Below are 25,754 nucleotides of genomic sequence, written 5' to 3' on the forward strand. Positions count from 1 at the left end.
CGCGTTATCGTTAGCGACCTTCGCGAGCAAGCTCGCTCCTACAGAGGATCGCCCTTGAAACATCGACTTGTATTTGCCCTGCTGTTCATCAGTGCCAGTGCGAGCGCTGCGCCGCCTACGCTCGAACCCTTGCTCAACAGCATCGCCGAACGCCTGGAGATTGCCGACCAGGTAGCACTGAGCAAGTGGGACAGCCACAAGCCCGTGGAGGACAAGAAGCGCGAGCAAGAGGTGATCGCCAGCGTCACTGCCCAGGCGCCGAGCTACAAGCTGGACCCGGCCGCTGCCGAGCAGTTCTTCGCCGCCCAGATCGAAGCCAACAAACTGGTGCAATACACCCATCTGTCCGATTGGCAGTTCCAGGGCAAAGCGCCCGACGACCCGCGCCCGGACTTGGTCCAGCAGATCCGCCCGCAATTGGACGATCTGCAAAAAAGGCTGCTGCAGCAGTTGGCCGACTTCACCCCCCTGCGCACAGACCCCAAATGCCCCCAATGGCTGGCCGAGGCCGTGCACGAACCGCTGAATGATCCGCTGCGCCAACTGGCGATGATCCGCGCCACCGCCGAGCTGTGCATCTACAAAGGCGAGTGACTGCAACCCCATTCAAACATGTGGGAGCTGGCTTGCCTGCGATAGCGTTGTTGAATGCACCACCGCTATCGCAGGCAAGCCAGCTCCCACACTGACTGCGATTCGCCTTAAATCTTCAGTTGCTGAACAACCTTCACAAAACCGCACTATATTGGTGCGATAGCCTGCACCCTTCTCAATTGCCCAGCCCATTTTGGTTCGAAACTTCCCGTTGAGGCTGGCAGAACGCCACAGTTTCGCGCCTGAAACCCTTATTTCAGGGCATTAGCGCTTCTTTTCGGAGCCTTGGTTTGGTTTTTGCATTTTCCTTGTATCAGCGTGTGCCTCAAGCCCACGCCTTGCTCCAAAAGAGGTCCCGATGACCATCAGCGATGCACTGCACCGTTTGTTACTCGACAACCTGACCACCGCGACCATCCTGCTCAATGCGGACCTGCGCCTTGAGTACATGAACCCGGCGGCGGAGATGCTCCTGGCGATCAGCGGTCAGCGCAGCCATGGGCAGTTCATCAGCGAATTGTTCACTGAGTCGGCCGAAGCCTTGAGTTCGTTGCGCCAGGCCGTGGAGCAGGCACATCCGTTCACCAAGCGCGAAGCGATGCTCACCGCGCTCACCGGGCAAACGTTGACCGTTGACTACGCCGTGACCCCGATCCTGAGCAATGGCGCGACCCTGCTGCTGCTCGAAGTCCACCCCCGCGACCGCCTGCTGCGCATCACCAAGGAGGAAGCACAGCTGTCCAAGCAGGAAACCAGCAAGATGCTGGTGCGCGGCCTCGCCCACGAGATCAAGAACCCGCTGGGCGGTATTCGCGGCGCGGCACAGTTGTTGTCCCGCGAGCTGCCGGACGAGCACCTCAAGGACTACACCAACGTCATCATCGAAGAAGCCGACCGCCTGCGTAACCTGGTGGACCGCATGCTGGGCTCCAACAAGCTGCCGTCCCTGGCAATGACCAACGTGCATGAGGTGCTGGAGCGCGTCTGCCAATTGGTCGAGGCCGAAAGCCAAGGCTGCATCACCTTGGTGCGCGACTACGACCCAAGTATTCCCGACGTGTTGATCGACCGCGAACAGATGATCCAGGCGGTGCTCAACATCGTGCGCAACGCCATGCAGGCCATCAGCAGCCAGAATGAGCTACGCCTGGGCCGCATCAGCCTGCGCACCCGCGCCCTGCGCCAGTTCACCATCGGCCATGTGCGCCACCGCCTGGTGACCAAGGTGGAGATCATCGACAACGGCCCCGGCATTCCTGCGGAGCTGCAGGAAACCATCTTCTTTCCCATGGTCAGCGGCCGCCCGGACGGTACCGGGCTGGGCCTGGCCATCACCCAGAACATCATCAGCCAGCACCAGGGCCTGATCGAATGTGAGAGCCACCCTGGCCACACCACGTTCTCGATCTTCCTGCCATTGGAACAAGGAGCCCCCACGACATGAGCCGTAGTGAAACTGTCTGGATCGTCGATGACGACCGTTCTATCCGCTGGGTCCTCGAGAAAGCCTTGCAACAAGAAGGCATGACCACCCAGAGCTTCGACAGCGCCGATGGGGTGATGAGCCGCCTGGCACGTCAGCAGCCGGACGTGATCATTTCCGATATCCGCATGCCTGGCGCCAGTGGCCTGGACTTGCTGGCGCGCATTCGCGAGCAGCACCCGCGCCTGCCGGTGATCATCATGACCGCCCACTCGGACCTGGACAGCGCTGTCGCGTCCTACCAGGGCGGCGCCTTTGAATACCTGCCCAAGCCATTCGATGTGGATGAAGCGGTGGCGCTGGTCAAGCGCGCCAACCAGCACGCCCAGGAACAACAGAACCAGGAAGCGCCGCCGACCCTGACCCGCACCCCGGAAATCATCGGGGAAGCGCCGGCGATGCAGGAAGTGTTTCGCGCCATCGGGCGCTTGAGCCACTCCAACATCACTGTGCTGATCAACGGCGAATCGGGGACCGGTAAAGAACTGGTGGCCCACGCCCTGCACCGCCACAGTCCACGGGCGGCGTCGCCGTTTATCGCGCTGAACATGGCGGCGATCCCCAAGGATTTGATGGAGTCCGAGCTGTTCGGCCATGAGAAAGGCGCGTTCACCGGCGCAGCCAACCTGCGTCGCGGGCGCTTTGAACAGGCGGACGGCGGCACGCTGTTCCTCGATGAGATCGGCGACATGCCGGCCGATACCCAGACTCGCTTGCTGCGCGTACTGGCTGACGGCGAGTTCTACCGTGTGGGCGGGCATACGCCGGTGAAGGTGGATGTGCGCATCATCGCGGCCACCCACCAGAACCTGGAAACCCTGGTGCATGCGGGTAAATTCCGTGAGGACTTGTTCCACCGCCTCAACGTGATCCGCATCCACATCCCGCGCATGTCGGACCGTCGCGAAGATATCCCCACCCTCGCCCGCCACTTCCTCAGCCGCGCCGCCCTGGAGCTGGCCGTCGAGCCCAAGCTGCTCAAAAGCGAGACCGAGGAATACCTCAAGAACCTGCCGTGGCCCGGCAACGTGCGCCAGCTGGAGAACACCTGCCGCTGGATCACCGTGATGGCCTCCGGGCGTGAAGTGCACATCAGCGACCTGCCGCCGGAACTGCTGAGCCTGCCGCAGGACTCGGCCCCCGTGACCAACTGGGAACAGGCGCTGCGCCAATGGGCGGACCAGGCCTTGGCACGCGGCCAGTCGAACCTGCTGGACAGCGCGGTGCCGGCGTTCGAGCGGATCATGATCGAAACAGCCCTGAAGCACACTGCCGGCCGTCGTCGCGATGCGGCCGTGCTGCTGGGCTGGGGGCGCAATACCCTGACGCGCAAGATCAAGGAATTGGGGATGAAGGTGGATGGTGGGGATGATGATGAGGGTGACGAGGCCTGAACCCCAAGACCGCTGAAGGTCTAGTGTGGGAGCCGGGCTTGCCCGCGATGGCGGTGTGTCAGCCACCCTGTATAGGGCTGACACGCCGTCATCGCAGGCAAGCCAGCTCCCACATTGGTTTTGTGCAATGCCTGCAGACTGTGCACCGCTTCAATGCACGATGAACCGCCATTGAGCACAGACCCGAAACCTCACAGAGCGCTTTCGCTACAAAGTTCTTAACCGTAGAAACAACCAAAGCCCCGTATTCCGGGGCTTTGCGCTTTTTGGCATTTTTTCCAGCAGCAATTGCAAGTTTTGGCACGCCCCCTGCAATAACCCCAGTACTACCCAGTTTCGGGGACCTTGGTACAGGCAGGCCGAGAATCCCCTCTTTAACACCGAAGCCTCAGGCTTCACCCCGTTTTGGGAGCCCTGGTACAGGCAGGCCGGGAACTCCCTCTTTTATTGCTCTTGGAGATGGATCTCCAGCCGCCAGCGGCCATCGACCTCTGCACCGCTCCACTCCCCACGCAACGGCCGAGCCGCCACCAGGTTCAGCAGCAGGCCAGCGTCGGTCTTGCGTATGCGCCAATTCACGTCCTTGTCATTGACCTTGAGCTGCCCGCTGGCAGCCTTGCCCTGGGCGTCAAACAGCAACGCCACGGTGCCGTCGATATGCTCGCCGTGCAGCTTGGGTTCGTCGTTGAACCACACCACCAAACCATCCGCCGCAGGTTCTACCTGTTGCAGCTCCAGCGGCTCGGGGGTGGTCAAGCGACCGATCATCAAGCCAATCATCAAGCCGACAATCGCCAATGAGCCCAACACCCTCGGCAATAGCTTCGGTCTCGGGTCGTCTTCGGGGGTAGAATGCAGCGCATCTTTGCCTTCGGAGCCGTGCATGTTTCACGTCATCCTTTTTCAACCAGAAATTCCGCCGAATACCGGCAACGTTATCAGGCTGTGCGCCAACAGTGGCTGCCACCTGCATTTGATCGAGCCGTTGGGCTTTGACATGGACGACAAGCGCCTGCGCCGTGCCGGGCTGGACTACCACGAGTACGCCACCCTCAAGCGCCATGCCGACCTCGCCAGTTGCCTGGAGAGCCTGGGCCACCCTCGGCTGTTCGCGTTCACCACCAAGGGCTCGCGGCCGTTTCATGATGCCAGCTTTGCCGAGGGCGACGCGTTCCTGTTCGGCCCGGAGAGCCGAGGCCTGCCGGCCGAGGTGCTTGACGCATTGCCCGATGGCCATCGCCTGCGCTTGCCGATGCGTGAAGGCTGCCGCAGCCTGAACCTGTCGAACACCGTAGCCGTTGCCGTCTATGAAGGCTGGCGCCAACTGGGCTTTAAATAACACCGCATAACAAATGTGGGAGCGGGCTTGTGTGGGAGCCGGGCTTGCCCGCGATGCAGGCACCTCGGTGTGTCAGTCACACCGCAGTGATGCTATCGCAGGCAAGCCAGCTCCCACACAAGCCCGCTCCCACATTTTAGAACGGCATCGCTCAGCAAATTACTGAACGGTTGGCGCGCCTTCCTGTTGCATGCGCTGCAGCTCTTGGGCGTACAGGGCATCGAAGTTCACCGGGGCCAGCATCAGCGCCGGGAACGAACCACGGGTGACCAGGCTGTCCAGGGTCTCACGGGCATACGGGAACAGGATGTTCGGGCAGAACGCACCCAGGGTGTGGCTCATGGACGCTTCGTCCAGGCCCTGGATCAGGAAGATACCGGCCTGTTGCACTTCAGCGATGAAAGCGACTTCTTCACCATTCTTGACGGTGACCGACAGGGTCAGCACGACTTCGTGGAAGTCACCTTCCAGGGATTTCTGACGGGTGTTCAGGTCCAGCGCAACGCTTGGGGTCCACTCCTGACGGAAGATGGCCGGGCTTTTTGGCGCTTCGAACGACAGGTCACGCACGTAGATCCGCTGCAGCGAGAACTGTGGGCCTTGAGCTTCTGCTGCTTCGGTGTTCTGTTGATCAGTCATCGCAGATCCTTCTTTATCTTGGGTTCTTGAGGGTTTAGGCGTCAGGCGGACAGCAGCGCATCAAGTTTACCGGCGCGCTCCAGAGCGAACAGGTCGTCGCAACCACCGATATGCCGGGTGCCGATCCAGATCTGCGGGACCGACGTGCGGCCAGCCTTCTGGGCCATTTCGGCGCGCACCTGGGGCTTGCCATCGACCTTGATCTCTTCAAAGGCAACACCCTTTTTCTCAAGCAAGGCCTTGGCCCGCATGCAGTAAGGGCACCAATCGCTGGAATACACGACAACCTGGCTCATATCACTTCACCAACGGCAGGTTATCGCCACGCCAGCTGCTGATACCACCCGACAGCTTGGCGGCGGTGAAGCCGGACTTGAGCATCTCACGGGCGTGGGTGCCGGAGTGCTGGCCCTGGGCATCGACCAGGATGATGGTCTTGGCCTTGTGCTTTTCCAGTTCGCCCAGACGCGCAATCAGCTTGTCCTGGGGAATGTTCAGGGCGCCAACGATATGGCCGGCGGCATAATCCTTGGCCGGGCGAATATCGACGACGACGGCCTCATCCTTGTTGACCAGCGCGGTCAGCTCCGACGTGCTCAGGCTGCGACCACCGCGGCTCAGTTCGTGAGCGATCAGCAGCGCCAGCAGGATGACGAAGGCGCCCACAAGCAGGTAGTGGGCAGTGGCAAATGCAATCAGGTGATCAACCATCAAGGAGGTTCCAGGGCGTTAAAATGGCGGTAAGTATACACAGCCGCCAGGGGGGGCCAACCCCCGTAAAGCGGTGACGTGGTTGGAACTTCGCTTTAAACTGCCACTCCCTTTTCAATTGTCTTCCTTTATTAGCGCCGCGAGAGGATCTATGACTACCACGCCTAAACCTTTGGTCCTGATAATTCTCGATGGCTTCGGACACAGTGAAAGCCACCACGACAACGCGGTGTACTCGGCCAACAAGCCGGTACTGGACCGCCTGACCGCCACCGTGCCCAACGGCCTGATCTCAGGTTCCGGCATGGACGTGGGCCTGCCGGACGGCCAGATGGGCAACTCGGAAGTCGGCCACATGAACCTCGGTGCCGGACGAGTGGTGTACCAGGACTTCACTCGTGTCACCAAGGCGATCCGCGATGGCGAGTTCTTCGAAAACCCGACCATCTGCGCCGCGGTCGATAAAGCCGTTGCCGCCGGCAAGGCCGTGCACTTCATGGGCCTGTTGTCGGACGGCGGCGTACACAGCCATCAGGATCACTTGGTCGCCATGGCCGAACTGGCCTTCAAGCGCGGCGCTGACAAAATCTATCTGCACGCCTTCCTCGACGGCCGCGACACGCCGCCTAAAAGCGCGCAATCCTCCATCGAACTGCTGGATACCACCTTCGCCGCCCTGGGCAAGGGCCGTATTGCCAGCCTGGTGGGCCGTTACTTCGCCATGGACCGCGACAACCGCTGGGACCGTGTCGCCCAGGCCTACAACCTGATCGTCGACGGCCAGGCCGAATTCAACGCGGCCACCGCCCAGGAAGGTCTGGAAGCGGCCTACGCCCGCGGTGAAAGCGATGAATTCGTCAAAGCCACCACCATCGGCGAGCCGGTGAAAGTCGAAGACGGCGACGCCGTGGTGTTCATGAACTTCCGCGCCGACCGCGCCCGTGAACTGAGCCATGTGTTCGTCGATGAAGGCTTCAAGGACTTCGAACGCGCGCGCCAGCCGAAGGTCGAGTTCGTCATGCTCACCCAATACGCCGCCAACATCCCGGCCCCGTCGGCGTTCGCCCCGGGCAGCCTGGAGAACGTGCTGGGCGACTACCTGGCCAAGAACGGCAAGACCCAACTGCGCATCGCCGAAACCGAGAAATACGCCCACGTGACGTTCTTCTTCTCCGGTGGCCGCGAGGAGCCGTTCCCCGGCGAAGAGCGCATCCTGATCCCGTCGCCAAAAGTCGCTACCTACGACTTGCAGCCGGAAATGAGCGCACCGGAAGTCACCGACAAGATCGTCGACGCCATTGATCACCAGCGTCATGACGTGATCGTCGTCAACTACGCCAACGGCGACATGGTTGGCCACAGCGGCAACCTGGAAGCGGCGGTCAAGGCCGTGGAATGCCTGGATAAATGTGTTGGCCGCATCGTCGACGCGCTGGAAAAAGTCGGCGGCGAAGCGCTGATCACCGCCGACCACGGCAACTGCGAACAGATGTCCGACGAATCCACCGGCCAGGCGCACACCGCGCACACCACCGAACCGGTACCGTTCATCTATGTCGGCAAACGTGACCTGAAAGTGCGTGAAGGTGGCGTGCTGGCGGATGTGGCGCCGACCATGCTCAAGCTGATGGGGTTGGAACAGCCGAAGGAGATGACCGGGACCTCGATCCTGGTCTGATCCAAAGTACGCCACAAAACAGTGTGGGAGCGGGCTTGCCCGCGATAGCGGCTAATCAGTCGACATCTATGTCGCTGACCCACCGCAATCGCGGGCAAGCCCGCTCCCACATTGGTTTGCGGCGCTTTGAGAGATATCTTTTTGCCATACCAGCACCACTCGGCACCTATCTTGCCCACCAGCCCCAATTGGGCGTTTTTTTTGCAGCGCTTGGCGGGCATACTAGGCCGTCCTTTTCCCCTGGTGTCGCCCGCCTCTATGCTTCGCGCCTTGATAACCCTTGCTCTTGTCTGCCTGCTCCAACCGGCGTTTGCCGATGAGCGCGCACAAACCCAACAACAGTTGGACGCTACGCGTCAGGACATTACCGAGCTGAAAAAGCTGCTCGGCAAGCTCCAGGAAGAAAAATCCGGGGTGCAGAAAGACCTGCGCGGCACGGAAACCGAAATGGGCAAGCTGGAGAAGCAGGTCCAGGAGCTACAAAAAGAACTAAAGAAGAGCGAGTCGGAACTGGAGCGACTCGACGCTGAGAAAAAAAAACTCCAGAGCGCACGCGTTGAACAGCAACGCCTGATCGCGATCCAGGCCCGTGCCGCGTACCAGAGCGGCCGCCAGGAGTACCTCAAGCTGCTGCTCAACCAGCAGAACCCGGAAAAATTCGCCCGTACCCTCACCTATTACGACTACCTGAGCCAGGCGCGCCTGGCGCAATTGAAGGGGTTTAACGAAACCCTGCGCCAATTGGCCAATGTCGAACAGGAAATCGCCGACCAGCAATCGCAGCTGCTCGACCAGAAAACTGCCCTCGACACCCAGCGCGACCAGCTCGATAAAGTACGCAAGGAACGCCAGCAGGCCCTGGCCAAGCTCAACAGCGACGTAAAAGCCCGCGACGCCAAGTTGCAGGCCCGCGAGCAAGACCAGGCCGACCTGGCCAAAGTCCTCAAGACCATTGAAGAAACCCTGGCCCGCCAGGCACGCGAGGCCGAAGAAGCGCGGCAAAAAGCGCTGATCGCCCAGCAGGAAGCCGAAAAAAAGCGTCAGCGTGAGGCCGAACTGGCTGCCACCACCGACGCTCCGGCCCCGCGCAAACCGGCGCGTGCAGCGCCTGGCCCGTTGGTTTCCAGCAGCGGCGAGTCGTTCGGCGGCCCTTTTGCTTCAGCACGAGGCAAACTTCCATGGCCGGTTGATGGTCGATTACTGGCACGCTTTGGGGAAACCCGTGGCGATGACACCCGCGCCAAGTGGGATGGCGTGATGATCAGCGCCTCTGCCGGCAGCCAGGTCCACGCGGTGCACGGTGGGCGCGTGGTGTTCGCCGATTGGTTGCGGGGCGCCGGCTTGCTGGTGATTCTTGACCACGGTAATGGCTATTTGAGCCTTTACGGCCACAATCAGACATTACTCAAGTCGGCAGGTGATGTTGTAAAAGCCGGTGAATCCATCTCCACTGTCGGTAACAGTGGCGGCCAGGATACCCCGGCGCTGTACTTCGCTATTCGTCAGCAGGGCCGCCCGAGCGACCCTGCACAATGGTGCCGGTCCCAAGGATAGGGTCGCATCTACATTAGGAGTTCGTTCGACATGCTGCATTTGTCCCGCCTCACTTCGCTGGCCCTGACGATCGCCCTGGTGATCGGCGCGCCTCTGGCTTTTGCCGACCAGGCCGCACCGGCTGCACCTGCCATGGCTGCGACGACCAAGGCGCCATTGCCGCTGGACGAGCTGCGCACCTTTGCCGAGGTCATGGACCGGATCAAGGCAGCGTATGTCGAACCCGTAGACGACAAGGCCCTGCTGGAAAATGCCATCAAGGGCATGCTCAGCAACCTCGACCCGCACTCCGCCTACCTGGGCCCGGAAGATTTCGCCGAGCTGCAGGAAAGCACCAGCGGTGAGTTCGGCGGCCTGGGCATCGAAGTGGGCTCCGAAGACGGCCAGATCAAAGTGGTCTCGCCTATTGACGACACCCCGGCGTCCAAGGCCGGCATCCAGGCCGGCGACCTGATCGTGAAGATCAACGGCCAGCCGACCCGTGGCCAGACCATGACCGAAGCCGTCGACAAGATGCGCGGCAAGCTCGGCCAGAAGATCACCCTGACCCTGGTACGCGACGGCGGCAACCCGTTTGACGTGACCCTGGCCCGTGCGACCATCACGGTCAAGAGCGTGAAAAGCCAGTTGCTGGAGTCGGGCTACGGCTACATCCGTATCACCCAGTTCCAGGTCAAGACCGGCGACGAAGTGGCCAAGGCCCTGGCCAAGCTGCGCAAAGACAACGGCAAGAAGCTCAACGGCATCGTGCTTGACCTGCGCAACAACCCAGGCGGCGTGTTGCAGTCGGCGGTCGAGGTGGTCGACCACTTCGTCACCAAGGGCCTGATCGTCTACACCAAGGGCCGTATCGCCAACTCCGAGTTGCGCTTCTCGGCCACCGGCAACGACCTCAGCGAGAACGTGCCACTGGCGGTATTGATCAACGGCGGCAGCGCCTCGGCCTCGGAAATCGTCGCCGGCGCCCTGCAAGACCTCAAGCGCGGTGTGCTGATGGGCACCACCAGCTTCGGCAAAGGCTCGGTGCAGACCGTATTGCCGCTGAACAACGACCGTGCACTGAAGATCACCACGGCGCTGTATTACACGCCGAACGGCCGCTCGATCCAGGCCCAGGGCATTGTGCCGGACATCGAAGTACGCCGCGCCAAGATCACCAACGAGATCGATGGCGAATACTACAAAGAGGCCGACCTGCAAGGCCACCTGGGCAATGGCAACGGCGGTGCCGACCAGCCAACCGGCAGCCGCGCCAAGGCCAAGCCGATGCCGCAGGACGATGACTACCAACTGGCCCAGGCGCTCAGCCTGCTCAAGGGCTTGAGCATCACCCGCAGCCGTTGATCATGCGTCTTGCCCTGATCTTCGCTGTGCTGTGCAGCCTGGCGGGGGTCGCTCAAGCGGCCACTGCCAGCGAACCGCACAAAGCCTACCTGACGCTTATCATCGACGACCTGGGGCAAAACCTGCCTCGGGATCGTCGCGTGCTTGCGCTACCCGGCCCGGTGACCGCCGCCATCATGCCGGACACGCCCCACGCCGCCGAATTTGCCCGTGAGGCCCACAAGGCTGGCAAGATCGTGATCCTGCACATGCCCATGGACCCGGCCACCGGCCCATTCGCCTGGCACCCGGAGCTGTCCATCGAAGAACTGGGCAAACGCCTGGACGCGGCATTTGAAGCCGTGCCCTACACCGCCGGCATCAACAACCACATGGGCAGCCGCATGACCGCACAACCGGCAGCGATGGCCTGGCTGATGGGTGAGTTGCAACGGCGTCACAAGTTCTTCGTCGACAGCCGCACCAGTGCGCAAACCGTCGCCGCCGCCGAGGCGCAGAAGATCGGTTTGGCCCATGTGTCGCGGGATGTATTTCTCGATGACGAACGCACCGAGGCGGCGATTACCACGCAACTGCAGACCGCGATCAAACTGGCGCATAAACAGGGTTCGGCAGTCATGATCGGGCATCCTTACCCACAGACGCTGGCGGTGCTGGAGCGCGAGTTGCCCAAGCTCAAGGCGCAGGGCGTGGAGTGGATCGATATCAAGTTGATGATCAGCGTGCGCAGTAATCGGGCGACGAGTGCCCACGGCAAAAACGGCATCTATCGCTGACAATCACTGTGGCGAGGGAGCTTGCTCCCGCTGGAGTGCGAAGCGCTCCCACGATTTCAGGGCCGCTATGCAGCCCAGCGGGAGCAAGCTCCCTCGCCACAACAGCTCACTTACAGATATTGCGCCATGATTTCGTCTATACGGCCGCTGTTGCGTAACTCATCCAATGCGGCCTGGAGCCTGGCCACCAGCTCATCCGGCACGTCTTTGTTCAACGCCAGGTAAAGCTGCGCACTGTTGAAGCGCAATACCGTCTTGAGCCCGTTCACCCCCACCTGCCGCGCCAGGTAACGCCCAGCGGGGTCGCCTGTGGCCCACAGGTCGATCTGGCCTTCCATAAGCTTTTGCGCATTATCCTGGTCACGCAGGGCGACCATCGGCTTGAGCCCCTGCTTGTCCAGGCTTTCGGCAATGGCATCGCCTTTGTAGGCGCCAATCTTGTAGCGGCGCGCTTGCTCCAGATTTTCCAACTCGATCTTGCTGTCTGCCTTGGCCAGCAACACCCAATCGTCCGGGCCGATAGGGCCGACCCATTTGAACAAGGCTTCACGATCTGGCAACCGCGCCATTACAAACACGCCGTAACCTGGCTGTTCCAGGGCGAGCTTGTAGATTCGCTCCCAAGGAAAACGCAGAGTGAGGTTGTAGGAAATGCCAGCGCGCTTGAAGGTTTCGCGCACGATGTCCACGGCAATGCCTTCGATGTTCTCGTCCTTGGCGAAGTTCTTGCCGTTTTTCGCCATGTTGTAGGGCGGGAAATTTTCCGTCAGCAACACCAGGGAGGCGTCAGACGGTTGTTCGGCGTGTGCCGTAGCCACCATGAACATGGAGGAACTGGCGAGGGCGAGCAGCAGGTGTTTGAACATGAAGGCTACCGGAATCCATGGCAAGCGCAGAGAGTGCCGCGAGCCTGCCATGGTGTCCAGCAGCGTTTAGCGCACGACGATACCGCGCGCTGCCATGTAGGCCTTGGCCTCGGGCACGGTGTATTCGCCAAAGTGGAAAATACTCGCCGCCAGCACCGCGCTGGCATGGCCTTCGAGCACGCCATCGGCCAGGTGTTGCAGGTTGCCGACGCCGCCCGACGCGATCACCGGGATGCCCAGTGCATCGCTGATGGCGCGGGTGACGCCCAGGTCGAAGCCGTTTTTCATGCCGTCCTGGTCCATGCTGGTCAGCAGGATTTCACCGGCGCCCAGGCCTTCCATCTTCATCGCCCACTCCACCGCGTCCAGCCCGGTAGGCTTGCGCCCGCCGTGGGTGAAGATCTCCCAGCGCGGGGTTTCACCCGGGCCGGAGACCTTCTTGGCGTCGATAGCCACCACGATGCATTGCGAGCCGAAGTGTTGCGCGGCCTCGCCGACAAACTCGGGGTTGAACACCGCGGCGGTGTTGATCGAGACCTTGTCCGCACCGGCATTGAGCAGGTTGCGGATGTCTTGCACTGTGCGCACGCCGCCACCCACGGTCAGCGGGATGAACACCTGGCTGGCCATGCGCTCGACGGTATGCAGCGTGGTATCGCGGCCATCGACGCTGGCGGTGATGTCGAGAAAGGTAATCTCGTCGGCACCTTGCTCATCGTAGCGACGGGCAATTTCCACCGGGTCGCCGGCGTCACGGATGTTCTCGAACTTGACGCCCTTGACCACGCGACCGTTGTCGACGTCCAGGCAAGGGATGATGCGTTTGGCCAGCGCCATGGTCAGTCCTCAGCCGTTGTAGGCGTCGCAGTAAGCCTGGGCTTCGGCGACGTCCAGAGTGCCTTCATAGATCGCACGGCCGGTGATGGCGCCGATGATCCCGGGGGCCTTGGCGTCCAGCAGCGACTTGATGTCGCCCAGGTTGTGGATGCCGCCGGAAGCGATCACCGGAATCTTGGTGGCCGCTGCCAGGGCTGCGGTGAAGGGTACGTTGCAGCCCTGCATCATGCCGTCTTTGGCGATGTCGGTATAAACGATGGCGGACACGCCGTCGGCTTCGAACTGCTTGGCCAGGTCGATCACTTGCACGGTGCTGATTTCAGCCCAGCCGTCGGTGGCGACGAAGCCGTCCTTGGCATCCAGGCCGACGATCACCTTGCCAGGGAACGCGCGGCAGGCTTCGGCGACGAAGGCTGGGTCTTTCACGGCCTTGGTGCCGATGATCACGTAGCTCACGCCCGCTTTCACGTAGTGCTCGATGGTTTCCAGGGAGCGGATACCGCCGCCGATCTGGATCGGCAGGTTCGGGTAGCGCTTGGCGATGGCGGTGACCACCTCGCCATTGACCGGCTGGCCTTCGAAGGCGCCGTTCAGGTCCACCAGATGCAGACGACGGCAGCCCCCTTCTACCCATTTGGCAGCCATGCTCACCGGGTCATCGGAGAACACGGTGGAATCTTCCATGCGGCCTTGGCGCAGGCGGACACAAGCGCCGTCCTTGAGATCGATAGCGGGGATAATCAGCATCTGGCAAACCTTATTCGATATTCAGCAATGCTTGGGAAATCAGGGTTTCTCAAGCGACCACAAGTCGCTTTCGATGCTTTCGAACCTTTCTTTAAGGAGCGTCTGCGTGTCGAAAATCGCCCTGTTGTAATAATGCGGCGCCACTTCGGTGGTGAACAGCTCAAGAATTTCGGCGACCTCGAACGAGCCCAGCTTGAGCTCGAAGCGGTCTTCCATGAACCGCTTGATCTTGTCGGTAGCCTCACGCTCCTGCTCGGGCGCGAGGTTCAAGACCGGCGGCTTCGGCTTCCTGGCCACTTACCAGCGACCATCCCACGCGGCGAAGTTCTGCAGCAATTGCAGGCCATGGGTATGGCTCTTCTCCGGGTGAAACTGCACGGCAAAGCGCGAACCATCGGCCAGCGCGGCGGCAAAATCGACGCCGTAATGCCCGCCACCCACCACCTGGCGCGGGTTACCGGCGGCGATGTAGTAGCTGTGCACGAAGTAGAAACGCGCCATGTCCGGGATGTCGTGCCACAGCGGGTGGTCGACGGTGCGGCGCACTTCGTTCCAGCCCATGTGCGGGACTTTGAGGTGCTCGCCATCTTCATGCAGGTTTTTGCCGAAGAACTTCACCTGCCCTGGAAACAGGCCAATGCAGTCGACACCGCCGTTCTCTTCACTGCTGTCGAGCAAGGCTTGCATGCCCACGCAGATACCGAGGAAGGGGCGGTCCTGGCTGACTTCGCGCACCAGGCTATCAAAGCCCAGGCGACGGATCTCGGCCATGCAATCGCGAATCGCGCCAACACCGGGGAACACCACACGGTCGGCCTCGCGAATCACGTTGGCATCGCTGGTGATCAGCACCTTGCCGGCGCCTACGTGCTCAAGGGCCTTGGCCACCGAGTGCAGGTTACCCATGCCGTAATCGATAACCGCGACCGTCTGCATTACAGGACGCCCTTGGTCGACGGCATTTGCCCGCCCATGCGCTCATCGACTTCCACGGCCATGCGCAGTGCGCGGCCGAAAGCCTTGAACACGGTTTCGATCTGGTGGTGAGTGTTGGTGCCGCGCAGGTTGTCGATGTGCAGGCTGACCAGTGCGTGGTTGACAAAGCCTTGGAAGAATTCCTGGAACAGGTCGACGTCAAAGCCACGGCCCACGTTAGCGCGGGTGTACGGCACGTGCATCTGCAAACCCGGGCGACCGGAGAAGTCGATGACCACACGGGACAGCGCTTCATCCAACGGGACATAGGCATGGCCGTAGCGACGGATGCCTTTTTTGTCGCCGATGGCCTTGGCAAACGCCTGGCCGAGGGTGATGCCCACGTCTTCCACCATGTGGTGGTCGTCGATATGCAGGTCGCCTTTGCCGACGATATCCAGGTCGATCAGCCCGTGACGGGCGATCTGGTCCAGCATGTGCTCAAGAAAAGGTACACCGATATCAAATCGGGCCTTTCCGGTGCCATCCAGGTTGATCGAGGCTTTGATCTGGGTTTCCAGAGTGTCGCGCTCGACAGATGCCTTACGTTCGGCCATCACCAGCTCCGCAAAATCATTGGGCGAAAAAGGCAGCCATTATAGGGGCGCAGGCGCTAAACAGAAACAACGAAGGGGATAAGACTGACGAGTTGGAGCGAGGAATGTCGGGGATAGACATGTGCATACATGTGAGCATGGGCTTATGTGGGAGCTGGCTTGCCTGCGATGCAGACACCTCGGGGCATCAGTTACACCGCAGTGATGCTATCGCAGGCAAGCCAGCTCCCACACAAGCCCGGCCCCACAGGAGCCGGGCCCACCCTTATTGCGGTGTCAGTGGAACAGTACCGCCGTCTTCTGCAGGGTCACCCACACACCCCACGCCAGCGGAATACCCACTACCAGCCACGCAGCAATCGCCAGCGGCTTGCTGGCGGCGGAGGCCTTCCACTCCAGCACGGTGGTGGCATCGGCACCTTTGTCATGGCCCAGCGCCTGTTCGGCGGCAAGTTCTGCATCAGTCATGAAGTACTTGTCGGCCACCGGGCGCACCAGCAGGTTGCAGATGAAGCCCAGCACCAGCAGGCCGGCGAGGATGTACAAGGTGATGTCGTAGGCCGCGGCGCGTTCAACGCCGATGCTCAACTGGTATTCACGCAGGTAGTTCACCAACACCGGGCCCAACACGCCCGCAGCGGCCCAGGCGGTCAACAGGCGACCGTGGATCGCGCCAACCATCTGAGTGCCGAACAGGTCCGCCAGGTAGGCCGGAACCGTGGCAAAACCACCGCCGTACATCGACAGAATGATGCAGAACGCGGCCACGAACAGCGCCACGTTACCCAGGTGCCCCAGGTTCGGGATCAGCGCGTACAGGGCAAAGCCCAGGGCGAAGAACACAAAATAGGTGTTTTTACGCCCCAGGTAGTCGGAGAACGACGCCCAGAAGAACCGGCCACCGATGTTGAACAGGCTCAACAGGCCGGTAAAACCAGCGGCAATGGCTGCAATGGAGGCCAACTGGCCCGCATCCAATTGACCAAATGGCACATCAACACCCAGCAACTTGCCGCCGAACACTTCCTGCAGCAGTGGCGAAGCCATGCCCAGGATGCCGATACCGGCCGACACGTTCAGGCACAGCACCAGCCATACCAGGCGGAACTGCGGGGTTTTCCACGCGACATTCACATGCACATGGCGGTGAGTGATCATCGCATTGCTGGCTTTTTTCGCCGGAGCAGTCCAACCCTCAGGCTTCCAGCCGGTTGGCGGCACGCGATACAGCAGTGCACCACCGATCATGAACACGAAGTAAATCGCCGCCATGACTACAAAGCTCTGCCATACACCGACGCTGGTCGGTGAAGAGAAATGGCCCATCAGCGCCGCGGCCAAAGGTGCACCCACCATCGCGCCGCCGCCAAAGCCCATGATCGCCATGCCGGTCGCCATGCCGCGCTTGTCCGGGAACCACTTGATCAAGGTCGAGACGGGCGAGATATAGCCCAGGCCCAGGCCAATACCGCCAATGACCCCGGAGCCGATCCACATCAGCCAGATCTGGTGGGTATAGATACCCAAGGCCGAGATCAGCAGGCCACCACACCAGCACAGCGCCGAGACAACACCAGCCTTACGCGGCCCGGCGTGTTCCAGCCAACCGCCCCAGATCGCTGCGGAGCAGCCCAGGAAGATGAAGAACAGGGTGTAGATCCAGCCCAGCATGGAGATGGGCCAGTCGCATTGGGACGAAAAGACTTGGGCGATAAAGCTCATGTCCGGCGCGCAGGCCACCGGCGCGGTGATACCCAGCGCCTTGGACAAGGGCAGCCAGAACACCGAGAAGCCGTAGGCCATGCCGATGCACAAGTGGATGGCCAGTGCGGCCGGTGGAACCAGCCAGCGGTTGAAGCCCGGCTTGGCGATGATGCGCTCCTTGGACAGGAACGCAGGCTGTGCGGCGGCATTGCCGGCCACAGTGCTAGTGCTCATTGGTGTTTCCCCCAGTTATTGGTATGCGTCCGTCAGGCGCTCTCTCCCTCGGCCTTGCACGCAAAGCGTGGCCGTTTTGTTGAGTGAAGCTCCCTTTTAGGCGCGACGTTAAGTCGCAGAAGGCGGACGAACGTGCAGAGATTAGCACCAGTGGATGACGGAAAAATCAAACTGCCACTACCTTTTTTCGATTATCTGTATTTTCTTGACGTCAAAATCCCATTTCCGCACCGGTGGATACAATGTAACGATCCGTGAACTGACGCCGGCCTTCGGGCGTTATACTCTGCGGCTAAATTTTGAAATCGACATACAAGGACTCGCCCATGAAAGCGTTCGGCAAAATCCTGGGTCTGGTACTTCTCGGGCTGTTGCTGATCATTGTGGCGCTCGGCTTTGCCCTGACCCACCTTTTCGATCCCAACGACTACAAAGAAGAAATTCGCCAGATAGCCCGCGACAAGGCCCACATCGAGCTGACGCTCAATGGCGATATCGGCTGGAGCCTGTTCCCCTGGCTGGGCCTGGAGCTTCATGAAGCCAGCGTCGCAACCCTGACCGCACCGACTCAACCGTTTGCCGACTTGCAGATGCTCGGCCTGTCGGTGCGCGTACTGCCGCTGCTGCGCCGCGAAGTGCAGATGAGCGATGTGCGTGTCGAGGGCCTGAACCTGCGCCTGAACCGCGATAAGCAAGGCCACGGCAACTGGGAAGACATCGGCAAGAACCTGCCCGACGAAACCACAGGTACCCCCGCTCCCGCGCCGGTCGAACCCGTGGCTGAAACCAAGCCGGAAAAGCCACCGCAGCCGATCCGCCTGGACATCGACAGCCTGACCATCAACAACGCCCGCGTCGAATACACCGATGAACAGACCGGCAAGCAATTGAGTGCCGAAAGCATCCAGCTGAGTGCCGGTGCCATCCACGAAGGCGCCAGCATCCCGCTGAAACTCACGGCATTCCTGGGCAGCAACCAACCGCTGATGCGGGTCAAGACCGAACTGAACGGCAACTTGCGCATCCAGCGCGCGCTCAAGCGTTATCAGTTCGAAGACATGCGCTTGAGTGGCGAGGCCACCGGCGAGCCGTTGCAAGGCAAGACGGTGAGCTTCTCCACCCAGGGCCAATTGCTGGTGGACCTCGCCGCCAACGTCGCCGAGTGGACCAACCTGAAACTGGCGGCCAACCAGTTGCGCGCCTTGGGCGAACTGAAGGCCAATGACCTGGACAAAACCCCGCAGATCAGCGGCGCGCTGTCGGTCGCCCAGTTTGACTTGGCCAAGTTTCTTGAGAGCGTCGGCCACCCATTGCCTGCGATGGCCCCGGGCAGCCTGAGCAAGGTCGAGCTGGTCAGCCGCCTCAAGGGCACGCCCACCAGTGTGGCCCTGGAAAACCTGAACCTGAAACTCGATGCAAGCACCTTCAGCGGCCGTGTCGCTGTCGAGGACTTCGCCAAGCAGTCACTGCGGGTACAGCTCAAGGCCGATACCTTCAATGCCGACAACTACTTGCCGGCCAAATCCGAAGCGGCCAAAGGTGCAACCGCTGCACGCCAGGCCGAAGTACAGAGCAGCGAAGCCGGCGCCATGGCCGCAGGCGGCAACACGCCATTGCCGGAGGCGCCGACCAAAGGTGCCTGGAGCAACGACAAACTGCTACCGCTGACGCGCCTGCGCAGCCTGGACGTGAATGCAGACCTGGCCTTTGGCGAACTGACCCTGAGCCAGTTGCCCATTCAGAACGCGGTGCTCAAAGCCTCTGGCATTGACGGGCAACTCAAGCTCGACACCCTTAGCGGCGGTCTCTACAACGGCACGTTCCAGGCCAACGGCACACTCGACGTACGCCAGGACACGCCAGTGCTGGCCCTGCAAAGCCACATCAAGCAGGTACCCGTTGAGCGCATCCTGCAGGCCCAAGGGAAAAACCCGCCGGTCAAAGGCCAGCTCACCCTCGACAGTAACCTCAACGGCCGTGGCAATAGCCAGAAGGCCTTGATCGACAGCCTCAACGGCACCACCAGCATCGTGATCAACAACGGTGTGCTGCTCAATGCCAACATCGAGCAGCAACTGTGCACCGGCATCGCCCTGCTCAACCGCAAGACCCTGAGCGCCACACCAGGCGGCAAGGACACGCCCTTCCAGGAACTGCGCGGCAACCTCACGTTCCGTAACGGCGTGGCCAGCAACCCCGACCTGAAAGTACGCATTCCTGGCCTGACGCTCAACGGCAACGGTGATGTGGATTTACGCGTGCTGGGCATGGACTACCGCGTCGGCATCATCGTCGAAGGCGACAAGCGCGACGTGCCGGACCCGGCCTGCCAGGTCGGCGCCAACTTCCAGGGCATTGAGGTGCCACTGCGCTGCCGAGGCCCGCTTGAGCTTGGCGCCAAGGCCTGCCGCCTGGACAAGGACGGCCTGGGCCAGGTCGCCCTCAAGGCTGCCGGCAACCGCCTCAACGAGAAGCTGGAAGAGAAACTCGACAAGGTTAACCCCAAGCTCAAAGACGCATTGAAAGGCCTGTTCAACCGATGAGAAACGAGCAGTTTTCACAAGCGGTGCTGGACTGGTACGACCGCCATGGCCGCCACGACCTGCCCTGGCAACAGGGCATCACCCCTTACCGGGTGTGGGTGTCGGAGATCATGCTGCAACAGACCCAGGTCAGCACCGTGCTCAACTACTTCGACCGGTTCATGGCGTCCCTGCCGACGGTCGAAGCCCTGGCCGCCGCGCCGGAAGATGAAGTGCTGCACCTGTGGACGGGCCTGGGCTACTACACACGGGCGCGCAACCTGCAGAAGACCGCCAGGATCGTGGTGGCCGAACACGGCGGCGAATTCCCCCGCGACGTGGAAAAGCTCACCGAGCTGCCGGGCATCGGCCTGTCCACCGCGGGTGCGATTGCCAGCCTGAGCATGGGCCTGCGCGCGCCGATCCTCGACGGCAACGTCAAACGCGTGCTGGCGCGCTTTACCGCCCAAGAGGGCTACCCTGGCGAACCCAAGGTGGCCAAGCAGCTGTGGGCCACCGCAGAGCGCTTCACACCCTTTGAGCGCGTCAACGCCTACACCCAGGCCATGATGGACATGGGCGCCACCCTGTGCACCCGCAGCAAACCCAGTTGCCTGCTGTGCCCGCTGGAAAAAGGCTGCGAAGCCCACATGCTGGGCCTGGAAACACGCTACCCGATCCCGAAGCCGCGCAAGACCATCCCGCAAAAGCGCACGCTGATGCCCATGCTGGCCAACGCCGAGGGCGCGATCCTGCTTTACCGTCGCCCGTCTACGGGCTTGTGGGGCGGCTTGTGGAGCTTGCCGGAGCTGGACGACCTGCAAGACCTGGATCACCTCGCCAACCAGCACGCGCTGGCGCTGGGCAAGCATCAGGAACTGCCCGGGCTGGTCCACACCTTCAGCCACTTCCAGCTGGCCATCGAACCCTGGCTGGTCCAGGTCGAGGAAACCGCCCATCACGTGGCCGAGGCCGACTGGCTCTGGTATAACCTCGCCACCCCGCCGCGCCTGGGCCTTGCCGCCCCGGTGAAAAAACTGCTGAAGCGCGCGGCCGACGTATTGAACGCAGGAGTTTCGTCATGACCCGCACCATCATGTGCCGCAAGTACAAAGAAGAACTGCCAGCCCTGGAGCGCCCTCCGTACCCAGGTGCCAAGGGCCAGGACATCTACGAGCACGTCTCCGCCAAAGCCTGGGGCGACTGGTTGAAACACCAGACCCTGCTGATCAACGAAAAACGCCTGAACATGATGAACGCCGAAGACCGTAAATACCTGGCCGGCGAAATGGACAAGTTCTTTTCCGGCGAGGAATACGCCAAGGCCGACGGCTACGTGCCGCCTGCTCAATAATTGATCAAAAACCAGGGTCTGCACGTAAGCGACGGTAATAATTAAATATTTTTTGAAAACTTGCTTGACGACCCCCTGAAAAACCCGTTTAATGCGCCCCGTTGCCCAGATAGCTCAGTCGGTAGAGCAGGGGATTGAAAATCCCCGTGTCGGCGGTTCGATTCCGTCTCTGGGCACCAAAATACCGAGAAACCCCAAGGAACAATGCGTTCCTTGGGGTTTTTTATTGCCTGCGATTTAATGCGACTCACGCATTTACGGACACGATGTCGCAGCAGGACGATTGAGGGTTATTTTTGGCTGGACTCAATCGTTCAGCCTTTACCCAAATCTCAGTTGTAAGGTTTTTTCATGACCCGCTTCTTGCTTTGCACCCTATTAATACTGACCGCCCTGCTCAGTGGGTGTGCCACGCGGCTGGACGTAGCGATCAACGCGACGCCTGATCCCGACTATCACTTCGACCGGCAGGCAACCGTGCTGGTGACCTCCACTGGCGGAAGTGATGAAAACTCACTCAATGCTCGCTACTACCTGCGTGACATGGTCCGCGCCATGCAGGACCAGGGCTTTCGCAATGTCTTCACCGACACCACCCTGCCCAAGAACCACGCGCCGATCAAAATGACCGTCACCCTGGACGTCGACAGCAAGCAGGTGACGTATCGCTATACCGCCACCGAATACGGGCAGGTGGCAAAAAGCACCACCACTCAATGCAAGAAGAACAAGAAAAAGACCGACCAACTGACCTGCACCAGCACTCCAAACACTTCCTACGGCCCGGTAGGGACCTCGGAGCGCACCGGCTACACCACGCTCACCACCTTCCGGGTCACCGCTTGTGATGAAGTGAGCAGGCGCGCTGTCTACCTGCTAAGGGCGTCGTCCTATAACGACGACTGCCAAGCCGCCAAGGTCGAAGCCTTCCTGGTGCAGCAGGGTTTGCAGAACCTGAATTTCCAGGACCGCGTGCAGCGCAATTACACGGTCACGATGCCTGAAAGCTTCCGCTGCAAATAATCATCTGCTCGACAGGCCCTTGGCTCAAGGGCCTCCTTACTTGAGCAAGAACACCATCAACGGGTTGTCATTCAAGCGCCCTTGATAGCTCGGCGCCAGGTGCTCCACCGGCGACCCCTTCAACAGCGCGGTCTCCTTGCGCGACACGATCACCCAGGAGGGCCGGGGCAGCGCCGCCAACTTCTCAAGCTCGTGACGCCCGACAAACAGCGGCTGTTCATCGTGATCCAGGTTCATCATGTAGCGCACCGCCCAGGTATCCCGGGCCAGATCGACAAACACCAAGGGACCTGGCTGCGTCTGGCGCAACGCCTCCACCTGGCTGACAAACCGCCGGGTGTCGAATTGCAGGTCCTTGGCCGGCTCTATCACTGTCACAAGCAACAGCCATTGCGCCACCAGCGCGATCAGACTGAGCCACACCAACCGCCATGCTCGCTGCCAGGCAATCAACGCTGCGGCTTGCAGCACCACCAGCACGCCGATCATCAACGGCAAGGAAATCTCCGGCCAGTAGCCCTGCTTGTGCCAGGCGTGTCGACACACAAACAACACAACCACGCACAACGCCGGCAGCGCCGCGACCAGCCATTCGTAGCCACGACGCACGCCCACCAGCCAGCCTTGCGCATGCAGCAGCCCATAGGCAGCGACAGCCGCAAACATCGGCACCATCGGCAGAATGTAATAAGCGCGCTTGAAGTGCGGTACCGACAGGCCGAGCAGAATCATCAAGCCGCAGCCCCCGAACCGCACCAGCAATTGCAGGTGCTCATTGCCCCAACGCTCGGGCCAGCGATGGCGCAACGCAAACAGGGTCGCAAACGCCAGCGGAACCACCGGGAAGTAGCGGTACAAGCTCAGTTGGAAGTAAAAGTAAAACGGCTCACCCGACTCATCCAGACGCCCACCGACTTGCATCTTGAAGACTTCATCGGCAAACGCAGCGCCACCACTGAACCGCGCAAGCTTCATCAGCAGCCACCAGCACGCTGCGAGCAACACCAGGCCGGCAACGCCGTGGATCAGCACCTGCCGGACACGCTCTCCCGGCTTGCCCAATGCCCAATACACACACACCACCCCGCAGACTTCAATCAACCCCAGCGGCCCACGTATGGCAAAACCCAGGATGAACAGCGGGAACACCGCCAGTTGCCTCAGCCGTGACCCGAGGCGTTCGCCGGTGTGCAGCAGATAGAAACTGCCCACGCATAACAACGCGACCATCTGATCCAGGCACACCGAGCGCGACTTTTCGAGTAACTGGGCGGTGAGCAGCGTGAGCAGCACCGTCAGCAGCGACCAGGCACGGCTGTAGGGTGCCAGCAGGCGATACATCAGCGCGATCACCCCCGCCGACGCGAGCGCTGTGGGCAGCACATTCGCCAAGTGGTTCGGCGCGTCAAACAAGCGGGCGAATAGATAACTGAAGAAGGTCGCGGTGCCGGGGTAATCCGCATAGGGCTGGCCGTAGGTGGTGGGGAAAAGACTCGCGCCATGGCGATACATTTCCTGCATGAACAGCGCCCAACGCCCGTCAAAACCCTGGGGCTGCTGATCCCAGATACCTACTGTGAACAACAAGAGAGCGACCAGGAAAATACCCAGTGACTCCAGGCGAAAACGGTTGCGGTGATCCATCGGTTGACCTGTCAGGTGGGAAGCGCTGGCGTATGGTGCCGAACGCGCCCCTGAATGGCGCCTGAACAGACCTGAACATTCACGCGGTTACCGACTGGTGGGCCACACCACTGCCGGGATCAGGCGAACGTAGGCCAACTCGGCAACCAGCTCGATCAGGGTCTGCAGGATCACCACCGTTGCGGCCAAACCGCGCACATCCTCCGGCAGGGCCAGCGCCAATGGCAAAACCACCAGCGAATTACGCGTCGACGCACTGAACGTCACCGCCCGCGCCGTCACCGCTGGCAGTGCGAACAGCCGCGCAGCCCCAATGCCCATCAACGGTGCCAACAGTACAAAGGCCACGTAGATTGGAATGACCGGCAACAACAAATTGATATCTCGCACCACCGCAGTGATGTGCGAAGCGAGCACGACAAACAACACCAGCGCCATCGCCGGCACCGGCAACCACGCCCAGGCGCTGCTCCAAAGACCGATAGCGCTCGAACGCCGCGCAAGCGCGCTGGTGAGGACAGCCAGAAGCATCGGCACCACAATCAAGCCCACGAACGCCTCTACAAATGGCCCCGCCGCTACCACCACGCTGGATTGCTCGCCCAACATCAGCCCCAGGTATACCGGCAACAGCAGCAGTTGCAGCAAAAGCAACAGCGGGGTTGCCGCCAGCATCGAACGCGAATCGCCCTTGCCGATATGGGTAAACACCACCACGTAGTCGATACAGGGCGTTAGCAACACCAGCAGAGCGCCCACCAGCAACGCCGGACGCTCCACCAGGCCGCGGGTCAACCCCCACACCAGCAAAGGCACCAGAATGAAATTGGCCAGCAGCAAGGCCGCCATGAAGCGCTTGTTGCCCAAGCCTTGGCGCAGCTCAAGAAAGGGTATCTGCAAAAACATCGCATACATCAGCACGGCGATGGCAGGTGTCACCCAAAGGCTGAAGCCCTGCGCCGACAAGGGCCAGAACAGGCCAAACGTGACGGCAACAAAGACGGCAACAAAGTAGATCGGGACCTGATGGTGTTCCAGGGTGTCACGGGTCATGGGCGGGCTCTGGTGGGTCAATAGACTGTCAGCCTAAGTACCCGCGCAGATAAGGTCGAGCACTACAGCAATCATTGCCGCCCGAGAAACCCTTGGGATTTACCCCAACCTGCGCTTCAATACACCCTCCAGACCAGACCCCCAAGGACGTTGAGCCCATGGCCTCGCCAAACAAGCAGCAAAAACGCGCCCACCGGGCAAAAGCCAAGGCCAAGCAAAACCGCACCCAGCGCGCCGTGGCGCACAAGCCGGATGCTTTTGCTGGCGACGACAGCCGCATCGACCTTGAGTCGGTGGATTTGACTGAACTGTTCGTCGAAATGCGTGCCGCTGGCGAGATCAGCCAGCAGGCGCTGTGTGCGGTGTTCCTGGCGCACCCGTTGCTGGCGCTGGTGCTGGAGCAGGAAGGCGAAGAAGAAGCGACCGACTTTATCCTGGCGGCGCTGATCGAGTATCGGCAGTGGGCGACGGACAGCGATGACGAAGCCGCGGCGTTAGCGTGGATTGAGTCGCCGCAGTTCCAGGCCGATTACGTGGCGGCGTCCCAGGCGCTGGCCAACGCCCCCGACTGACACAAAATAAAAATGTGGGAGCGGGCTTGCCCTAATGCCAGTCAGTTAAGAGCTCGAGCAGACAACCAGTGACTTGTGGCGAGGGAGCTTGCTCCCGCTGGACTGCGTAGCAGTCCCATTTTTGGGGCCGCTTCGCGCCCCAGCGGGAGCAAGC

Annotated in this window: 26 protein-coding genes and 1 tRNA gene; 14 read left to right on the plus strand and 13 right to left on the minus strand. The window is 61.1% G+C overall.

Going from position 1 to position 25,754, the window contains the following annotated elements; genetic code table 11:
* Positions 1 to 54 precede the first annotated feature (54 nt).
* The 3 genes from GIV26_RS04405 to ntrC all read left to right on the plus strand — a co-directional run bounded on the left by GIV26_RS04405 (position 55) and on the right by ntrC (position 3,471).
* Positions 55 to 594: a chorismate mutase gene (locus GIV26_RS04405; RefSeq protein WP_236279552.1), complete on the plus strand. Its 540-nt coding sequence runs from the start codon at positions 55 to 57 to the stop codon at positions 592 to 594.
* Between the two features lie 358 nt (positions 595 to 952).
* Positions 953 to 2,038: a nitrogen regulation protein NR(II) gene (gene glnL, locus GIV26_RS04410; RefSeq protein ID WP_014716523.1), complete on the plus strand. Its 1,086-nt coding sequence runs from the start codon at positions 953 to 955 to the stop codon at positions 2,036 to 2,038.
* Complete coding sequence (gene ntrC, locus GIV26_RS04415) at positions 2,035 to 3,471, plus strand: nitrogen regulation protein NR(I) (RefSeq protein ID WP_003187806.1); 1,437 nt, start codon at positions 2,035 to 2,037, stop codon at positions 3,469 to 3,471. Before glnL ends, ntrC begins: the two co-directional genes overlap by 4 nt.
* Positions 3,472 to 3,915: 444 nt before the next feature.
* On the opposite strand, the gene GIV26_RS04420 is transcribed toward ntrC, so the two are convergent.
* Entirely contained in the window at positions 3,916 to 4,356 is a 441-nt protein-coding gene (locus tag GIV26_RS04420) for a hypothetical protein (RefSeq protein ID WP_019819992.1), read from the minus strand.
* On the opposite strand from GIV26_RS04420, the gene GIV26_RS04425 reads away from it, so the two are divergent.
* A complete protein-coding gene (locus tag GIV26_RS04425; protein ID WP_003171120.1) occupies positions 4,355 to 4,810 on the plus strand; it encodes a tRNA (cytidine(34)-2'-O)-methyltransferase in 456 nt (151 codons plus the stop codon). The genes GIV26_RS04420 and GIV26_RS04425 overlap by 2 nt on opposite strands.
* A 159-nt stretch (positions 4,811 to 4,969) precedes the next feature.
* Here the strand turns inward: GIV26_RS04425 and secB are convergent, their stop codons facing one another.
* From secB to GIV26_RS04440, 3 genes are read right to left on the minus strand one after another with little or no spacing between them, the layout of a single operon-like run.
* On the minus strand, positions 4,970 to 5,449 hold the full coding sequence (gene secB / locus GIV26_RS04430) for a protein-export chaperone SecB (RefSeq protein ID WP_032894017.1): 480 nt from the start codon (positions 5,447 to 5,449) through the stop codon (positions 4,970 to 4,972).
* 41 nt (positions 5,450 to 5,490) lie between these two features.
* Positions 5,491 to 5,745, minus strand: a complete 255-nt coding sequence (gene grxC / locus GIV26_RS04435) for a glutaredoxin 3 (RefSeq protein ID WP_003171118.1) — start codon at positions 5,743 to 5,745, stop codon at positions 5,491 to 5,493.
* Between the two features lies 1 nt (position 5,746).
* Positions 5,747 to 6,160, minus strand: coding sequence for a rhodanese-like domain-containing protein (locus GIV26_RS04440; protein WP_032901811.1), 414 nt, complete (start codon positions 6,158 to 6,160; stop codon positions 5,747 to 5,749).
* 151 nt (positions 6,161 to 6,311) lie between these two features.
* Between GIV26_RS04440 and gpmI the strand changes: the two genes are divergently transcribed.
* From gpmI to GIV26_RS04460, 4 genes are all read left to right on the plus strand, one after another.
* Positions 6,312 to 7,838: a 2,3-bisphosphoglycerate-independent phosphoglycerate mutase gene (gpmI, locus tag GIV26_RS04445; protein ID WP_236279553.1), complete on the plus strand. Its 1,527-nt coding sequence runs from the start codon at positions 6,312 to 6,314 to the stop codon at positions 7,836 to 7,838.
* A 258-nt stretch (positions 7,839 to 8,096) separates the two neighbouring features.
* Positions 8,097 to 9,392, plus strand: coding sequence for a murein hydrolase activator EnvC family protein (locus GIV26_RS04450; protein ID WP_003187792.1), 1,296 nt, complete (start codon positions 8,097 to 8,099; stop codon positions 9,390 to 9,392).
* A gap of 30 nt (positions 9,393 to 9,422) precedes the next feature.
* Entirely contained in the window at positions 9,423 to 10,736 is a 1,314-nt protein-coding gene (locus GIV26_RS04455) for a S41 family peptidase (RefSeq protein WP_034125537.1), read from the plus strand.
* 2 nt (positions 10,737 to 10,738) lie between these two features.
* Positions 10,739 to 11,512, plus strand: coding sequence for a divergent polysaccharide deacetylase family protein (locus GIV26_RS04460; protein ID WP_236279554.1), 774 nt, complete (start codon positions 10,739 to 10,741; stop codon positions 11,510 to 11,512).
* Between the two features lie 110 nt (positions 11,513 to 11,622).
* On the opposite strand, the gene GIV26_RS04465 is transcribed toward GIV26_RS04460, so the two are convergent.
* The 7 genes from GIV26_RS04465 to GIV26_RS04495 form a co-directional block, all read right to left on the minus strand.
* Entirely contained in the window at positions 11,623 to 12,378 is a 756-nt protein-coding gene (locus tag GIV26_RS04465) for a substrate-binding periplasmic protein (protein WP_127880505.1), read from the minus strand.
* A gap of 66 nt (positions 12,379 to 12,444) precedes the next feature.
* The gene (hisF, locus tag GIV26_RS04470; RefSeq protein ID WP_003187786.1) at positions 12,445 to 13,215 is read right to left on the minus strand and encodes an imidazole glycerol phosphate synthase subunit HisF; all 771 of its coding nucleotides are present in this window, start codon (positions 13,213 to 13,215) and stop codon (positions 12,445 to 12,447) included.
* Positions 13,216 to 13,224: 9 nt separating this feature from the next.
* Positions 13,225 to 13,962 (minus strand): 1-(5-phosphoribosyl)-5-[(5-phosphoribosylamino)methylideneamino]imidazole-4-carboxamide isomerase, encoded by a 738-nt coding sequence (hisA, locus tag GIV26_RS04475; RefSeq protein ID WP_003187784.1) that lies wholly within the window; start codon positions 13,960 to 13,962, stop codon positions 13,225 to 13,227.
* A gap of 39 nt (positions 13,963 to 14,001) precedes the next feature.
* A complete protein-coding gene (locus GIV26_RS04480) occupies positions 14,002 to 14,259 on the minus strand; it encodes a DUF2164 domain-containing protein (RefSeq protein WP_236279555.1) in 258 nt (85 codons plus the stop codon).
* A complete protein-coding gene (gene hisH / locus GIV26_RS04485; protein WP_236279556.1) occupies positions 14,260 to 14,898 on the minus strand; it encodes an imidazole glycerol phosphate synthase subunit HisH in 639 nt (212 codons plus the stop codon).
* Positions 14,898 to 15,494, minus strand: a complete 597-nt coding sequence (hisB, locus tag GIV26_RS04490) for an imidazoleglycerol-phosphate dehydratase HisB (RefSeq protein ID WP_003187781.1) — start codon at positions 15,492 to 15,494, stop codon at positions 14,898 to 14,900. The genes hisH and hisB overlap by 1 nt, the downstream gene beginning before the upstream one ends.
* 276 nt (positions 15,495 to 15,770) lie before the next feature.
* The gene (locus GIV26_RS04495; protein WP_019819976.1) at positions 15,771 to 17,432 is read right to left on the minus strand and encodes an OFA family MFS transporter; all 1,662 of its coding nucleotides are present in this window, start codon (positions 17,430 to 17,432) and stop codon (positions 15,771 to 15,773) included.
* A gap of 326 nt (positions 17,433 to 17,758) precedes the next feature.
* On the opposite strand from GIV26_RS04495, the gene GIV26_RS04500 reads away from it, so the two are divergent.
* The 5 genes from GIV26_RS04500 to GIV26_RS04520 all read left to right on the plus strand — a co-directional run bounded on the left by GIV26_RS04500 (position 17,759) and on the right by GIV26_RS04520 (position 22,331).
* Positions 17,759 to 19,975, plus strand: coding sequence for an AsmA family protein (locus GIV26_RS04500; protein ID WP_236279557.1), 2,217 nt, complete (start codon positions 17,759 to 17,761; stop codon positions 19,973 to 19,975).
* The gene (gene mutY / locus GIV26_RS04505; protein WP_072434757.1) at positions 19,972 to 21,039 is read left to right on the plus strand and encodes an A/G-specific adenine glycosylase; all 1,068 of its coding nucleotides are present in this window, start codon (positions 19,972 to 19,974) and stop codon (positions 21,037 to 21,039) included. Before GIV26_RS04500 ends, mutY begins: the two co-directional genes overlap by 4 nt.
* Entirely contained in the window at positions 21,036 to 21,308 is a 273-nt protein-coding gene (locus GIV26_RS04510; RefSeq protein WP_034125530.1) for an oxidative damage protection protein, read from the plus strand. The genes mutY and GIV26_RS04510 overlap by 4 nt, the downstream gene beginning before the upstream one ends.
* Before the next feature lie 103 nt (positions 21,309 to 21,411).
* Positions 21,412 to 21,487, plus strand: a tRNA-Phe gene (locus GIV26_RS04515).
* Positions 21,488 to 21,659: 172 nt separating this feature from the next.
* Complete coding sequence (locus tag GIV26_RS04520) at positions 21,660 to 22,331, plus strand: hypothetical protein (RefSeq protein ID WP_236279558.1); 672 nt, start codon at positions 21,660 to 21,662, stop codon at positions 22,329 to 22,331.
* Between the two features lie 36 nt (positions 22,332 to 22,367).
* On the opposite strand, the gene GIV26_RS04525 is transcribed toward GIV26_RS04520, so the two are convergent.
* Positions 22,368 to 23,975 (minus strand): ArnT family glycosyltransferase, encoded by a 1,608-nt coding sequence (locus GIV26_RS04525; RefSeq protein ID WP_054919522.1) that lies wholly within the window; start codon positions 23,973 to 23,975, stop codon positions 22,368 to 22,370.
* A gap of 87 nt (positions 23,976 to 24,062) precedes the next feature.
* A complete protein-coding gene (locus GIV26_RS04530) occupies positions 24,063 to 25,028 on the minus strand; it encodes an arsenic resistance protein (RefSeq protein ID WP_054919524.1) in 966 nt (321 codons plus the stop codon).
* A 158-nt stretch (positions 25,029 to 25,186) separates the two neighbouring features.
* Between GIV26_RS04530 and GIV26_RS04535 the strand changes: the two genes are divergently transcribed.
* Positions 25,187 to 25,600, plus strand: coding sequence for a hypothetical protein (locus tag GIV26_RS04535; RefSeq protein ID WP_034125526.1), 414 nt, complete (start codon positions 25,187 to 25,189; stop codon positions 25,598 to 25,600).
* The last annotated feature ends 154 nt before the right edge of the window (positions 25,601 to 25,754 follow it).

The organism is Pseudomonas sp. PA-1-3F (assembly GCF_021609665.1).
Taxonomy (GTDB): Bacteria; Pseudomonadota; Gammaproteobacteria; order Pseudomonadales; family Pseudomonadaceae; genus Aquipseudomonas; species Aquipseudomonas paracarnis.